Source organism: Epibacterium sp. ABZ3_068, from assembly GCF_056159265.1.
Genome location: NZ_JBSWUV010000001.1, coordinates 2,554,015 through 2,568,949, shown reverse-complemented (window position 1 = coordinate 2,568,949; position 14,935 = coordinate 2,554,015). Strand labels below are relative to the sequence as shown.

Genomic DNA, 14,935 nt, shown 5'->3' with positions numbered 1-14,935 from the left:
GCAATCGTATGGATCGCCTTTGCAAAAGAGTTAAGAGCTTCGCAGAAAAGTCACAATTCAATCTTTGTAACGGATTGAAACACGGCTGAAACACATAGGCAAAACACCGCTTACCACCAGTTAAGCCTCTGTTTTGCAAAAGAAAAGCCGCCCAAAGGGCGGCCTTCCAAATCGTAACATATGTAATATTCAGTTCGCCTGACGGCGCAAAAACGCCGGAATTTCGATCTTGTCCTGCTCAGGGTCGCTCTGACGCTGCGTTTGCGGCGCTGCGGCCTGCTGCGGCACAGCGGATTGTTGCAACGGCGGCTGTTGGCGCATCGGGGCGTTCTGACCGTGATCTGGTTGATTGTTGTTGGTCATCCGGTGGATGAGGGAATTCAAACCAAACCGACGCTGTTCTGCGGCGTCCTGCTGTGGTGCGGGCTCGGCCTGTGCGACCGGTTGCTGAACCGGAGGTGCCATACGTTGCTGCGGTTGCGCTGCCGCAGCGGCAGCTTGCAAGCGTTGCAGAGCTTCCGGCGACGGCGTGCCAGGTGCCGGAGCTTTGGGCGCGACGAAACCTGGGGCACTGCTCTCCGTCGCATCCGAACGGGGCTGGAACTCAGGAACGGCCGGACGATAGGCAGGCGGCGGCAAACCATCATCGCCCATTTCTTCCGCCCGCTCGATCACTTCCGGCTCAGCTTCTGCCGCGGCGGGCTCCATACCTTCAAAGAGGGAAGGCTCCTGCGGCTGAGCAACCGGTGCAGCGGACTGGGTCACAGCTGCGTCCAGCTCCAGCGGCGCGGGTGTTTCTTCCTTGGCTTCGGCAGAAACCGTCTTGGTCAACGGAGCGGACATGGGACGACGCGGCACCGGCATTTCCGTGTTCACATCGGTTGCGTCAATACCCGTGGCCACAACAGACACGCGCATTTTGCCATCCATTTCGGTGTCCAGGGTAGAGCCAACAATGATGTTTGCCTCTGGGTCCACTTCCTCCCGGATACGGTTCGCCGCTTCGTCCAGTTCAAACAGGGTCAGGTCATGGCTGCCCGTGATGTTGATCAGAACGCCTTTGGCACCGCGCAGCGAAATCTCATCCAGCAGCGGGTTGGCAATGGCCTTCTCGGCGGCCTGAACCGCGCGATCTTCGCCTTCGCCCTCACCGGTGCCCATCATCGCCTTACCCATCTCGTCCATCACGGCGCGTACGTCCGCAAAGTCGAGGTTGATCAGGCCGGGGCGCACCATCAGGTCAGTGACGCCTTTCACACCTTGGTACAGAACGTCATCCGCCATGGAGAACGCCTCGGTAAAGGTCGTCTTCTCATTGGCAAGGCGGAACAGGTTCTGGTTTGGAATAATGATCAGCGTGTCGACAACACGCTGCAGGGCGTCCACACCGTCTTCGGCTTGGCGCATGCGTTTCGCGCCCTCGAATTGGAAGGGTTTGGTCACAACGCCAACGGTCAGCACACCCAGTTCACGCGCCGCCTGCGCGATGATCGGGGCTGCACCTGTGCCGGTGCCGCCGCCCATGCCGGCGGTAATAAAGCACATATGCGCCCCCGCCAGGTGATCGACAATCTGTTCAATACTTTCTTCGGCTGCGGCCGAGCCAACCGACGGGCGCGCACCAGCACCCAGACCTTCGGTGACTTTGACGCCAAGCTGCACACGGCTTTTGGCCGAGCTTTGTTGCAGCGCCTGAGCGTCCGTATTGGCGACGACAAACTCGACACCGTCCAGCTCTTTGGCAATCATATTGTTGACAGCGTTTCCGCCGGCCCCGCCGACACCAAACACCGTGATCCGCGGCCGCAGTTCTTCTTGTCCGGGCATCGAAAGGTTCAAAGCCATGATCTATCCGCCTGTGTTCTTGCCCTACCGCAAAGGGCTTTTTCCTGTCCTAAATTAACGCAAGTCTACCGAACGACGAGTGACGCGTCATCCCCCAAAACAAAGACCACCACAAAATATGGCAGTTTTATGGTAAAAAAACGCGGCATTTCGCCGACGACAGCAGATATTGCGCATGTGATCCGGGCAGGCACAACGAACAAAAACACCGCAGGGCATGCCCACGTTGCCGAAATCTAAATTGCATGTGGCCTGCTCGACCGTCTTTGGTGCCACCATTCTGCGGCAATTAGGGAAGTCTTAGCGTTTTACAAGAGCGCTGTCACGCCCGATTACCAATTCTCTTTGAACCAACGCACCGCGCGCCGGAACGTGCCGCGTGTATGTTTGTCCACGGGTATCTCAAAATCCCACCATTCGTCCTGAGGGTGGGCTGCCAAAAGGCACAGACCAACAGCCGATGCAAAACTCGGCCCTGTTGCCGACTGAGGCAGGCCGTGCACGCGCAACGGGCGCCCAAGTCGCACCTGATGCCCCAGAATACGCGTCGCCAATCCATCCAGCCCCATGATCTGGCTGGAGCCGCCGGTCAGGACGATCTGTTGGCTGGGCAAATGCTCGAACCCGGCCGCATCCAGCCGCGCGCGAACCTCTTCCAGAATTTCCTCGACACGTGGCCGCATGATCCCAATAAGTTCTGCCCGGCTGACGGTGCGCCGATCATGTTCCCAATCGCCGGTTTCGCCACCGATGTCGATCATGTCTCGATCATCCGCACCGGTCGCCTGCACGCCGCCACAGAACGTCTTGATCCGCTCGGCGTTGGCGGTGGGAACGCTCAGCCCCATCGAAATGTCGCTGGTAATATGGTCCCCGCCCATTCGCACAGCATCGGCATAGATCATATGTTTTTTCATAAAGACAGAGATCGACGTGGACCCTCCGCCCATGTCGATACAAGCCGCACCGAGCTCTTGCTCGTCTTCGACCAGCGCGGAGAAGCCGGACGCGTAAGCCGATGAGGCAATGCCGGCCAGTTCAAGATCGCAGCGTTTGATGCAGTGAACCAGGTTTTGCACAATCAGTGCATCAACGGTCAGCATATGCATGTCAACTTCAAGCGCATGGCCAATCTGACCGCGCGGATCGCTGAGGCCAGAGCGATGATCAAGCGCAAAGTTGATCGGCTGGGCATGCAGGACCTCGCGGCCGCCCCCGTATTCCGGAACCTCACAGGCCGCAAGAACACGCGCCACTTCGTTCTCGGTGACCTCTTGCCCCTCCAGATCCACCTGCGCGTTCAACCCATATGACCGCGGGCGGGCTCCCGAGAAACAAGCGATGACGTGATCCACGCGAACAGCGGCCATCTTCTGGGCCCCCTGAACGGCGGTCCGAATGGCGCGTTCCGTCTCTTGCATGGCGGTGATTTCACCAAATTGAACCCCGCGAGATCGGGTTGTGTTGGCCCCGATAACCCGAAATCCAGATTGACCGGCAAGCGCGCCCACCGAACCATCTTCCCCCAAGCGGCCAGGCCCATCAAAACGCAGGATCAGACAGGCAATCTTGGAACTGCCCACATCCAAAATCGCCACCACCCCACGCTGCATCGCCAGACGACGCATCTGCCGCATTGCGCGTTGCGATTGATAGAGATCTGCCATGTTACGGATTGCCTGCGTTGCTTTGTTTAATATGCCACCAGTTCTCGACTGAGTATTCAGTCATACGCACAGTTGGACGCGCCGCCAAGCGCATATCCACAGCTGCGACGTCGCGGTCCAGAAGCTCCTGAACTTCGCTGACTGCAATCACGCGCTCCAGCGCAGACACCGGATCCTCGCTTGGCAGCAGGATGCGCTGATCCCGGTCCAGAACCACGTCCCACCGACGGTTGCCGACACGCACCAACCCGCGCACACGGGCCGTCAAAGGACGCGCCGCCGCAAAAAGCTGCAACGCTTCAGCGACATGTTCTTCGGCACCCGCTCCCACAACCAGAGGCAGCTGCGGATGCAAGTCACGGCTGCCAAGTTCCGCAACAAAGGCGCCCGTCTCATCCAGCAGAGCAAGCCCGTCGCGTGTCCGCCAGACAACTGCCGGGGTACGCTCCACCACATCGACCTGCAAAATGCCGCCGGGACGAATGCGGACCTTGGCGGTTTTGACCGGATCAAGCCCTTCGATCAGATCGCGCAGTTGCGGCAGTTCCAGATCGAACGAGCTGATCGGAAAGTCGATCGAGACGATCTCGCGAATATCCTCGGACAAGTCCCGTCCGGCCCCGTCGATGGCCATTACATTGACCAGAAATTCCGGCCTGTTCTCGAAATCCGCCCGCAGTTCATTTGCAGCCGTGACGATTACGTCCCGGCGCTCTTCATCCGCAAGAAAAATGCTGACGCCCGCCGCCAGAATACAAATCGGCACACCAAAGCGCAGCCCCACGCGGATACCGGGGGTCAGCATCCAGCGCTGAATGCGGTATTTCAGACGCGAAGGCGCCGGGTCAATCTTGTCGGCGCGATTGCGCTTAAATCGTTGGATCACCGATCGCACGATGCATCCTCCACCAGCGCAGCGCAGAGTTGGCCAAAACTCAGCCCGCAGTGTTCGGCCTGTTCCGGAGACAGCGACGTGGGCGTCATTCCCGGCTGGGTATTGACTTCCAGAAGGATCAGTCCCGCCGCGCCCTTACTGTCGTCCCAGCGGAAATCGGTTCGGCTTAACCCGCGGCATCCCAACGCCCGATGGGCCCGCAGCGCATACTCTAGACAAAGGTCCGAGATCTCTTCCGGCAAATCAGCAGGCACCACATGACGTGATCCACCCGGTTTATATTTGGCATCATAATCATACCAGCCATCCGTGAGGATATCAGTCACGGCCAGCGCCCGATCCCCCAGAACAGAGACGGTCAGCTCACGTCCGGGTACGAAGCTCTCTACCAGAACCCGATCCGGCATCTGATCACCCAATCGGGGCGGGCCATTACTGTCCTCATGCACCAGATAAATACCAACGCTGGAGCCTTCATTGTTGGGTTTCACCACATAAGGTGTCGCCATCACATGGGCGCGGGCTACATCTTCTTTGGCAAAAAGCGCGCTTTCCACAACCGGCAGACCAGCGGCACGGAAAGCCTCTTTGGAGCGTTGCTTATCCATCGCCAAGGCAGACGCCAATACGCCGGAATGGGTATAGGGGATGCGCAGCCATTCCAGGATACCTTGAACGCAACCGTCTTCGCCCCAGCGTCCATGCAGCGCATTGAAGACAACATCCGGCTGGACCCTGGTCAGCTCTTCGACCAGATCAACACCCGCATCAATCTCGGTGACCTCGTATCCTTCCCCACGCAGTGCGGTCGCGCATTCACGACCTGAGGACAGGGACACTTCGCGTTCAGCTGAAGGTCCGCCCATCAATACTGCGACTTTTGGGAGTGCTGTGCTCGTCCCACTCACCATACCGCGCCTCAAAAGCTCACGGGGCATTTGCGCCCCTTATTGTTTACTGCCCTGTTCGGGCAAAATTTACGGGGCGATGCCCCATTGAATCAGATCGCACAACCAATAGTTCACTCACCCAAGGAACCAAACCGCACAAAATGACCCATTAACCATTAAGCCACGAAAGTTAGCAAAAACCTAACACGCATTAACCAAGATATCGTTTTGGGCGAAATCCCGTTAGAGCGGTTCTCCAACTCTCATGATCTCCCATTCTAGCGTGATGCCAGAATCCTCGTAAACAGTTTTTCGCACCTCTTCGCCCAAACCTTCCAGGTCTGCGGCAGTTGCGCCACCGGTGTTGATCATAAAGTTGGAGTGCTTCTCGCTCATCTGCGCCCCACCCCGTGTTGCGCCACGCAGACCTGCGTTGTCGATCACCTTCCAGGCCTTCAGATCATGCACATCATCCGCCCGTCCCGTCGACGAAAACCCGGCCGGATTGCGAAAGGTCGATCCCGCGCTGCGGTCCTTGGTGGGCTGGGTTTCATCCCGCTTTTTCAGCTGCGCCTCCATACGGGTGTGCAACTCTGCGGAGTCGCCTGCCGGGCCTTCGAAGGTGGCCGAGACAAGCACCGCGCCCTCGGGCAAATCAGACTGGCGGTATTGGAAATTCAACTCTGCGGCGGAAATCTCGCGGATCTCGCCTTGGCGGGTGACGAGGGTGGCCGACTGGAACACATCCGCCACGTATGAACCATAACAGCCCGCGTTCATCCGCACCGCACCGCCGATGGATCCCGGAATGGTGCGCAAAAACGTCAGATCCACGCCCTGATCCGCCGCTTTTTTGGCCACATGGGCGTCCAAAGCCGCAGCCCCGGCGGTAACGGTCTGGCCATCCACGTCGATCTGATTGAACCCGCGCCCCAGCCGGATCACCACGGCGCGCAAGCCCCCGTCGCGCACAATAAGGTTCGACCCCACCCCCATGGGAAAGACCGCCACGCCGGGGTCCAGATCCCGCAGGAACTGCGCCAGATCGTCCACATCCGCAGGCTGAAACAACACATCCGCAGGGCCGCCCACACGCAACCACGTGAGGGTCGAGAGGTCGCGCCCCTCTGTCAACTTACCGCGCACTGTTGGAAGATCAGCCATACCCGCTCCATGCCCCACAGGGGTCTTCAAAAACTGCGGATGGGTTTAGGGCATGTGGGAAAGGGAGGAAAGAGCATAGTCACAGTAAACCGTCTGTCGCGCCAGCGGCAGGCACGCGACCGCCCTACAGAAATCCTTTTGCCAGGCCGCAAGGCCGGGCAGCGCCCGCCCCGCCCCCATTTTGCCGGAGGCAAACCTTTGGTTTGATGGCGGGCGCTTCGCACCCACCCCGGGACGGGCTCTGCCCTTAGCTCACATACGAAACGTCAGCCTCCGACGACAACGTTGAGGAGCTTGGTTGCATATTCGACCAAGCGACCATCATTGAAAGCACTGTCCAGAACAAGCCCCGCGCCACCGGTTCCTAACGTTTTAGCGCCTGCGCGGATCACATCATTCGCAATTGAGCCGCAGTATTTAATGATGGTAAGCGCGGCATCTCTGATCACTTCGCCGCATCGACGCAAGAGGTGCTTTTCAGGTTCGGGCTTTTCTAACTCTTCCGCAACAACGGCGAGGTTTTGTGTTAGATCTAAAACCGGCGCTTCTAGCGCCTGGACATCCTCCACCAATTCCGGCGGCTGGTTATGCGAGCGCATTTTAAGCGCTGCTATTTCCGCCTCAAGCGCTTCGGCGCGCTGCTGCCACGCTTTGGTTTCGTCAAGCAACGCAAAGCGGTTCTCAATCTCAGCAATCGCCTCGCTCACGTCCTTTGGCCCAGCCTTCCACACCTCAGAATCGATCAGAGCGATCTGCTCCAGCAGTTCCCAATTGGGCGGGTTGGAGACGGGGTCGAGCATCTGCTCGTACCAGTCCACCCAGAACCGCCAATCACCGGGTTGCCAGTTTTCTGCGCTCAGGATCTTGGGGCGCAGATCTGCCCACAGACCGGCAAGCGGATTTACATCACGCCAGAGCGGTGTTTGCAGAAGATCTTGCCCCGCTTCCAGATCCGCGCAATCCCGGCGGATGTTTTCCCACACGGCGGAGACGGAGACGGCGGAGACGGCGGAGACGGCGGAGACGGCGGAGACGGAGACGGCGGCGGAGACGGCGGAGACGGAGACGGCGGCGGAGACGGCGGAGACGGAGACGGCGGCGGAGACGGCGGAGACGGAGACGGCGGCGGAGACGGCGCGGGCGGCGGAGACGGCGCGGGCGGCGGAGTTGGCGCGGGCGGCGGAGTTGGCGCGGGCGGCGGAGTCGGCGGCGGTCTTTATTGCAGCGGTTGGTGATTTGCAGGCAACCGCTGCAATAAGATTTGAACGCAGAATTGGCAGAGCTGTCACATCACGTTTGCGCGCCGCCTCGGTCAGGCTCCAGTCCCAAAACACAGGCAAGACTCGCAATGCGCTGCGGGCGGCAATGGCGGTGGAAAACGCGCGCGGTCGGTCGGTCAGCCACGCTTTGAGGCTATCCCTGTCTTCAATCTCTGAAATCTCAACCACTGGCCGTTCAAATCCGTTGTGTGTCAATCCTGTGCCAGATTACACAACCGGGGCCTGTGGGCAATGAAAAGCGGTCTCGCGGCTCGTCAGCGCCGGGTGATCCAGCGCCAGAGGTAAATCACTGGCCAGCGCAGGATGGACATGCCCGCCAAGAGCAGCGCCAGCCCCCACCAGGGGCCGTTTTCATAGGTCACATAGCCGAGCAGCGGGATGCCGACGCCGATCAGCACATAGGCATAGGTCCAGTGGTTGTCCCGGCTCGGCAGCATGGCCAGTACATTGGCCAGCACCACCCAGAGACATGCAAGAAGCAGGGACAGGTTCACCGGGACCTCCTATGCCTGAAGCCGTGCAGGCAGGCCGTTGGCCCAGGCCGAAATGGTGCCTGCCCCAAGGCAGACCACCATATCACCGGGGCGGGCCTGTTCGCGGACAAGGCGTTCCAGATCATCCTCGGACAGGATGGCACGCGCATGGCGATGACCGTGGCGGATGAGGCCTGCGACCAGATCATCACGGCCTGCGCCTTCGATGGGCTCTTCACCGGCGGCAAAAACCTCGGCAATGGCGACGACATCGGCCTCGTTAAAGCAGGCGCAGAAATCGTCGAACAGGTTGGATAGGCGGGAATAGCGGTGCGGTTGGTGGACGGCGATGACACGGCCTTTGGAGGCCTGACGCGCGGCTTTCAGCACGGCGGCGATTTCCACCGGGTGGTGGCCGTAGTCGTCGATAATGGTGACGCCGTTCACTTCGCCCACTTTGGTGAAACGTCGGTTGACGCCGCCGAATTTGGCCAATGCCTCGCGGATTTCAGACGAGCGCATGCCCAGATGACGGGCAACGGCCACGGCTGACAATGCGTTTGAGACATTGTGGTCGCCGGGCATCGGCAGGGTGCAGCCCTCGATAATCGTGTCCTCGGCCTGGAGGTGAATGTCGAAATGGGCAACGCCGCCTTTGTAGGTCAGGTTCACCGCGCGCACATCGGCCTGGGCGTTGAAACCGTAGGTCACAACCCGGCGGTCCGAGATCCGGCCCACCAGCGCCTGCACTTCGGGATGATCGGTGCAGCAGACGGCAATGCCGTAGAAGGGGATGTTGGAGACAAAGTCATAAAACCCCTGACGCAGGTTTTCGATACTGCCCCAGTGCTCCATATGTTCAGGGTCGATATTGGTGACCACGGCGATGGTGGCTGGCAGGCGGTTGAAGGTGCCGTCGCTTTCATCCGCCTCAACCACCATCCATTCGCCCTGCCCCATGCGCGCGTTGGAGCCATAGGCGTGGATAATGCCGCCGTTCACCACGGTGGGGTCGAACTTCCCGTGCACCATGAGTTCCGCCATCATGGTGGTGGTGGTGGTCTTGCCATGGGTGCCCGCAATCGCGATGTTGGATTTCAGGCGCATCAGCTCGGCCAGCATCTCGGCCCGGCGTACCACGGGCAGACCTTTCAGCCGGGCTTCGTCCAGCTCCGGATTGCCCGGTTTGATCGCGGAAGAGATCACCACAACGGATGCGTTTTCCAGGTTTTCCGCGCGCTGGCCTTCAAAGACGGTTGCGCCCAGGGTTTCCAGGCGCTGGGTGATTTTGGACGTCTTCAAGTCCGAGCCTTGCACAATATAGCCCAGGTTCAACAGAACTTCGGCAATGCCCGACATGCCAATGCCGCCGATACCCACAAAATGGATCGGGCCTACGTCGCCGGGGAGTTTGGTTGCCGGGTTCATGTCTCTCTTTATCCTTCCTCTGCCAGACGCTCGACCTCGGCCACCAGACGATCTGTTGCGTCGGGGATGCCGGTGGAATGCGCTGCAATGGCCATTTGAAGTGCGGCCTTGGGGTTACTCAGAATTGCGGTGATGTGCTTTGTCAGCACGGAAACGTCAAGGGCACTTTCAGGCATAAGAACCGCCGCCCCGGCGTCAACTAGGCCGCGTGCATTTGCGGATTGATGATCCCCCGCCGCGGCTGCATATGGAATCAGGATCGAAGGGCGCCCAATGACCGAGATATCCGCAACAGACGAGGCACCTGAACGGGAAATAACAAGCTGTGCTTCGCTTAGCCGTTTGGGCACATCGTGGAAGAATGGCTGAACATCGGCGTTGATTGCATGTTCCGCGTAATAGGCTGAAACACGTTCGTGATCTTCGTCACGCGCCTGATGCGAGATCCGCAGGTGACGCAGGATTTCCATAGGCATATTGGCAATCGCCGGTGGGACCACGTCCGAAAGAATACGTGCGCCCTGACTGCCACCCATCACCAGAATTTCCATCGGGTAATCACCCGGCGCAATATAGCCGGCACCAGCGCGTTCCAAGACGGCGGACCGCACGGGATTTCCCACATGGACACCTGTCGCCCCTTCGGGCAGTTCGGTTGGCCAAACACCACAGGCCACTTGCGCAACACGTTTGGCAAAGATCTGATTGACCCGACCAAGCACACCGTTTTGTTCGTGGATCATCCGGGGACGTTTGAGCAAGGTCGCCGCACCAAGCGCCGGGATCGAGGGATATCCGCCAAAGCCAACAACAACATCCGGCTTGTCGCGCATCATCTGCAACGCCATGGACAGCGTTCCCTGCAAAATCTTGGGGCCGACCATGGCCTTGGCCAGCACCCCACCGCGCGCAAAAGTCGATGAGGAGGCCTGCACAATCTCACAGCCCTGCGGAAAGGCCCCGGTATAGCGTGCGCCGCGCGGATCGGTGGAAAGCTTTACCCGCCACCCTCGTTGCAACATCGCCTCGGCCAAGGCCTGCGCCGGGAACATATGTCCGCCGGTTCCACCAGCCGCCATCAAAAGCAATTTCTGCGTCATGCTTTATGTCTTTCGCAAACCCATTACCCCCGGCCACCGCCGCGCAGAAAATCGGCGATTTCGCCCTGCGGCCTGCTGCGGGTGAAGGCCAGAAGCATACCTACTGCGATTCCGCCAGCAATCAAAGAAGAACCGCCGTAGCTGACAAAGGGGAGCGTCATGCCCTTGGCTGGCAACAGCCGTACGGCAACCCCCATGTTGATCATCGCCTGCACGCCGAAGGTGCAGACCAGCCCCGTTCCGGCAAGGCGTGTGAACGTATCGCGCTCCTTCATCAGGCGGAACAGCGACCGGACGACCACAGACATGTAAAGCGCGATAACGATCACAACCAGAACAAGGCCATATTCCTCGGCTGCGACAGCGATAATAAAGTCTGTATGCGCGTCTGGGAGCGACCATTTCACCTGCCCCTCCCCGACACCAACCCCAAACAGACCGCCTTCGCGGATAGCGTTGGTCGCATAGCCAAGCTGCGTGGTCGGGTCGACATCGGGGCTCAGGAAGCCATCAATGCGGCGCGCAAAATGTTCAGACGACGAATATGCAACAATGCCGCCCAGGACGACAACGCTGGCCATAACCACAAGCAACAGCATCGGAGCGCCGGCTACAAAATACATCACGCCCCAGCCAAACAACACCAGGCAGGACTGGCCAAAGTCCGGCTGCATCACCAGAAACATCACCACAGTCATACATAGACCAAACGAGATAAGCGTGCCCGGCGGTCCATTGATTTGCTGACTTGCCGCAATCAGCCAGGCGGCCACAACAATGAATGTCGGTTTCAGGAATTCGGAAGGCTGCACGGAGGCAAAGCCAAGACTGTACCAGCGCACCGCCCCTTTGCCAAAATCCGTACCCAGAAATGGCAGCAGCATCAGCGCGACAAAGGCGCCCGCAAAGCCAAGCACCGCAAGCCGCCGCACCATTGTTGGCGACATCATAGAGGTGATGATCATCGCCCCCAGTGCCATCAAGCCAAAGGCCGCCTGCCGCTGGACATAGTGGAAATTGTCAAACCCGTTGCGCGCAGCCAAAGGGACCGAGGCCGCAAGCCCCAGCAAAAGCCCAATGACAAACAACAACAAGACACATGTCACGGTCCACTTATCAAGTGTCCGCCACCACTTAGGGAGAATGGGTTCGCCGGTTTGTACCGGAACCGCGCCATAGACCATTTCAGTCATGGATTTACCGCCGCCGTTTCTGCCGCCGTATTCGTGTCAAAGACACGCGACCGGGATCTGTTATTACTGCCTCAAAACGCCCTCTTGTGAGGGTCATTAAGGGGACTGTAACCACAAACTTCGCATCAGGCCAGCCTCTTCCTCTTGCCTTTGGCAGTAAATCGCGCCAATGCCCCTTTATGCAGTATGAAACGGTCATTCTTGGCGCTGGGGCAGCCGGCATGATGTGTGCGGCGCACGCAGGGGGCAAGGTGCTGGTTGTCGACCACGCCAAAAGCCCAGGCGAAAAGATCCGCATATCAGGCGGCGGACGCTGCAACTTCACCAATATGTATGCCAGTGCCGAAAATTACCTGTCGCAAAACCCGCATTTCTGCAAATCGGCCTTGGCGCGTTACACCCAGTGGGATTTTGTTGCCCTGGTGGAGCGTCACGGCATCGCTTGGCATGAAAAAACCTTGGGCCAGTTGTTCTGCGATGGCTCCGCCAAGCAGATCGTTGCCATGCTGGTACAAGAATTAAAGCAGGCCGGAGCCGATCTGTGGTTGGAAACCTCCGTTCACGCGGTCACTCGGACACCGGACGGGTTTGACGTAACGCTCATACAAGGGAACAAAACCACTCGTATAGCCTGCCGCAATCTGGTCCTGGCCACCGGCGGCAAGTCGATCCCCAAAATGGGCGCCACCGGGCTTGCCTATGATATTGCACAGCAATTTGACCTGCCGCTGGTCGACACCCGTGCAGGCCTCGTGCCCTTTACATTCCCCGAGGAGCGGTTCAAACCGCTTGCCGGTGTCGCCCTGCCCGCCCGGCTGTCAAATACGCGTGCGCGCTTTGATGAAGCCCTGCTTTTCACCCATCGAGGCCTGTCTGGTCCGGCGGTATTGCAGCTGTCATCCTATTGGCACGAGGGAGAGGCATTTACAGCAAATCTGATCCCGGATGGAACGCTGTTTGAAAAACTGCGCGACCAACGCCAGACATCCGGCCGCAAGGCTTTGACAACCGAGCTGTCCAAACATCTCCCGGCCCGGCTGGTGGAGTTCCTGGCACCGCAACTAAACCTCTCCGGCCGCCTTGCGGATCATTCTGACGCAGCCCTGAGCGAACTGTGCAACGCGCTGTCTTCCTGGAACCTGAAACCTTCAGGTACCGAAGGGTATCGCACCGCCGAAGTAACATTGGGTGGCATTGCAACCGACGCGCTGTCCTCCAAGACAATGGAAGCAAAAAGCCAGCCCGGCCTTTATGCAATAGGCGAAGCGGTGGATGTAACCGGCTGGCTTGGCGGATATAATTTCCAATGGGCCTGGGCGTCCGGATTTGCAGCAGGCAGCGCGATCGCCCAAGGGTAACCTTCCGCTTCGGAGCCGCCTTCGCTGGCTCCCAATGGCATGAGGCCCCGCAGACGTGCAAGAGAAATTGCCGAGGGGCCCCACCGCACGGTGGGGATGCGGCCATTTTACTTGCAGGGCAAGGCGGCTCAGGCAGGCAGGGATCCTGCGCAAGGCGGGGACACCGCGGAAAGTTCCGCTTTGGAGAGCCCCGAAGCGCTCCTTCACCCCGTCCCCGGCCTATCCTTTTGCGGCCAATCCGTCCCTAAGGTGCTTTTGGACTTCGGCAATAAAGTCCTCACCCCTTTTTTCAAAGCTGTTATATTGGTCGAAACTTGCCGCGGCAGGGGCCAGCAGAACAGTTTCACCGGAACTGGCATCCGTCATTGCCTGCGCAACCGCTTCCTCCATTGTGGTGCAGACGTCGGCCTCTACATCCAGCTGCATGGCAAAATTGGCGGCCTCTCGACCGATGACATAGGCCTTTTTGACGTTTCCGGTTTGCCCTCTCAACGCGCCCACTCCGCCTTCCTTTTCCAAACCTCCGCAAATCCAGCGGATATTCTTGAACGCACTCAAGGCCTTGATCGCGCTGTCCACATTTGTGGCCTTGCTGTCGTTTACATATCGCACCCCATTGACCTCTGCGATGGTCTGGCTGCGGTGCGGCAGTCCGGGATAGCTGGCAAGCCCCACCTCGATCTGGCGCGGAGACAGGCCCAAAGCGCGCGCAGCGGCATAGGCGGCACAGGCGTTTTGGTGGTTATGCGCCCCGGGCAGCCCGGGCATTTCGCGCAAATCAACCGCGCCCGCCTGCCGCCCTTTGCGATATTCACTGAGGAAGCCCTTGCGCACAAAAACATTCCAGCCAGGCCCCGACAGTTTTTGCCCTGAAGACACCCGGATCACCCGGTCATCCGCAGGCCCTTCAGACAACTGCCCGGCCAGGAACAGACCTTCGTCCTCATCCACACCAATCACTGCCCGATCCGGTCCACCCTCGGCAAAGAGTCGGCGTTTGGCGGCAAAATAGCCGCCCATTCCGTGGTGGCGGTCCAGATGATCAGGACTGAGGTTGGTAAACACGGCCACATCCGGCGTCAGCGCGCGCCCCAGGTCTGTTTGATAACTGGACAGCTCCAGCACAACCACACCGCCATCACCCGGCGGGTCGATGTCCAGCACACCACGGCCGATGTTCCCAGCCAGCTGGCTCTCGCGCCCGGCCTCCTCGAGGATGTGGTGCAGCAAGGCGACTGTCGTCGATTTGCCGTTGGATCCTGTAACCGCAACGACCTTGGGCATCTGTTCAAACTGGTCCCAGGCGCGTGTCGCAAAGGAGCGAAAGAACAGGCCAATATCATTATCCACAGGCACACCAGCGGTCAGCGCCTTGTGCACAACCGGGTTGGGCGTCGGATAAAGATGCGGAATACCGGGCGAGACCACAAGGCAGGCGATATCATCAAAGGCATCATCACGGGTCAGTTTACGACAGGCAAAACCTTCGTCTTCGGCCTTTTCACGGGCGGCGGCATTGTCATCCCAGCAAATCGCTTCCGCTCCGCCTGCGCGCAACGCGCGCGCTGTGGCCAGTCCCGACCGGCCAAGCCCCAGAACCGCGACCTTTGCGCCTTTAAAACCAACCACCGGGATCATGCGG

At 59.3% G+C, this 14,935-nt stretch carries 12 protein-coding genes; 1 reads left to right on the top strand and 11 read right to left on the bottom strand.

The genetic code is table 11. The features are described 5' to 3' along the window. Positions 1-189: 189 nt before the first annotated feature. From ftsZ to ftsW, 10 genes are all read right to left on the bottom strand, one after another. Positions 190-1,845: a cell division protein FtsZ gene (gene ftsZ / locus ACXAEW_RS12245; RefSeq protein WP_474941576.1), complete on the bottom strand. Its 1,656-nt coding sequence runs from the start codon at positions 1,843-1,845 to the stop codon at positions 190-192. Positions 1,846-2,177: 332 nt separating this feature from the next. Further along, entirely contained in the window at positions 2,178-3,512 is a 1,335-nt protein-coding gene (gene ftsA, locus ACXAEW_RS12240; protein WP_474941575.1) for a cell division protein FtsA, read from the bottom strand. A gap of 1 nt (position 3,513) precedes the next feature. Next, a complete protein-coding gene (locus tag ACXAEW_RS12235; RefSeq protein WP_474941574.1) occupies positions 3,514-4,407 on the bottom strand; it encodes a cell division protein FtsQ/DivIB in 894 nt (297 codons plus the stop codon). Next, positions 4,395-5,273: a D-alanine--D-alanine ligase gene (locus ACXAEW_RS12230; protein ID WP_474941573.1), complete on the bottom strand. Its 879-nt coding sequence runs from the start codon at positions 5,271-5,273 to the stop codon at positions 4,395-4,397. Before ACXAEW_RS12230 ends, ACXAEW_RS12235 begins: the two co-directional genes overlap by 13 nt. Before the next feature lie 267 nt (positions 5,274-5,540). Next, on the bottom strand, positions 5,541-6,461 hold the full coding sequence (gene murB / locus ACXAEW_RS12225) for a UDP-N-acetylmuramate dehydrogenase (protein WP_474941572.1): 921 nt from the start codon (positions 6,459-6,461) through the stop codon (positions 5,541-5,543). Positions 6,462-6,727: 266 nt separating this feature from the next. Continuing rightward, positions 6,728-7,795: a hypothetical protein gene (locus ACXAEW_RS12220; RefSeq protein ID WP_474941571.1), complete on the bottom strand. Its 1,068-nt coding sequence runs from the start codon at positions 7,793-7,795 to the stop codon at positions 6,728-6,730. 200 nt (positions 7,796-7,995) lie between these two features. Next, positions 7,996-8,235: a DUF2484 family protein gene (locus tag ACXAEW_RS12215; RefSeq protein WP_474941570.1), complete on the bottom strand. Its 240-nt coding sequence runs from the start codon at positions 8,233-8,235 to the stop codon at positions 7,996-7,998. 9 nt (positions 8,236-8,244) lie between these two features. Next, on the bottom strand, positions 8,245-9,642 hold the full coding sequence (murC, locus tag ACXAEW_RS12210) for a UDP-N-acetylmuramate--L-alanine ligase (protein WP_474941569.1): 1,398 nt from the start codon (positions 9,640-9,642) through the stop codon (positions 8,245-8,247). An 8-nt stretch (positions 9,643-9,650) separates the two neighbouring features. Continuing rightward, a complete protein-coding gene (locus ACXAEW_RS12205) occupies positions 9,651-10,742 on the bottom strand; it encodes a UDP-N-acetylglucosamine--N-acetylmuramyl-(pentapeptide) pyrophosphoryl-undecaprenol N-acetylglucosamine transferase (protein ID WP_474941568.1) in 1,092 nt (363 codons plus the stop codon). Between the two features lie 23 nt (positions 10,743-10,765). Then, on the bottom strand, positions 10,766-11,935 hold the full coding sequence (ftsW, locus tag ACXAEW_RS12200; RefSeq protein ID WP_474941567.1) for a putative lipid II flippase FtsW: 1,170 nt from the start codon (positions 11,933-11,935) through the stop codon (positions 10,766-10,768). A 179-nt stretch (positions 11,936-12,114) separates the two neighbouring features. Here ftsW and ACXAEW_RS12195 point away from each other — a divergent pair, with 179 nt between their 5' ends. After that, positions 12,115-13,293 (top strand): BaiN/RdsA family NAD(P)/FAD-dependent oxidoreductase, encoded by a 1,179-nt coding sequence (locus ACXAEW_RS12195; protein WP_474941566.1) that lies wholly within the window; start codon positions 12,115-12,117, stop codon positions 13,291-13,293. A gap of 219 nt (positions 13,294-13,512) precedes the next feature. On the opposite strand, the gene murD is transcribed toward ACXAEW_RS12195, so the two are convergent. Further along, positions 13,513-14,931, bottom strand: coding sequence for a UDP-N-acetylmuramoyl-L-alanine--D-glutamate ligase (gene murD / locus ACXAEW_RS12190; RefSeq protein ID WP_474941565.1), 1,419 nt, complete (start codon positions 14,929-14,931; stop codon positions 13,513-13,515). Positions 14,932-14,935: the final 4 nt, after the last annotated feature.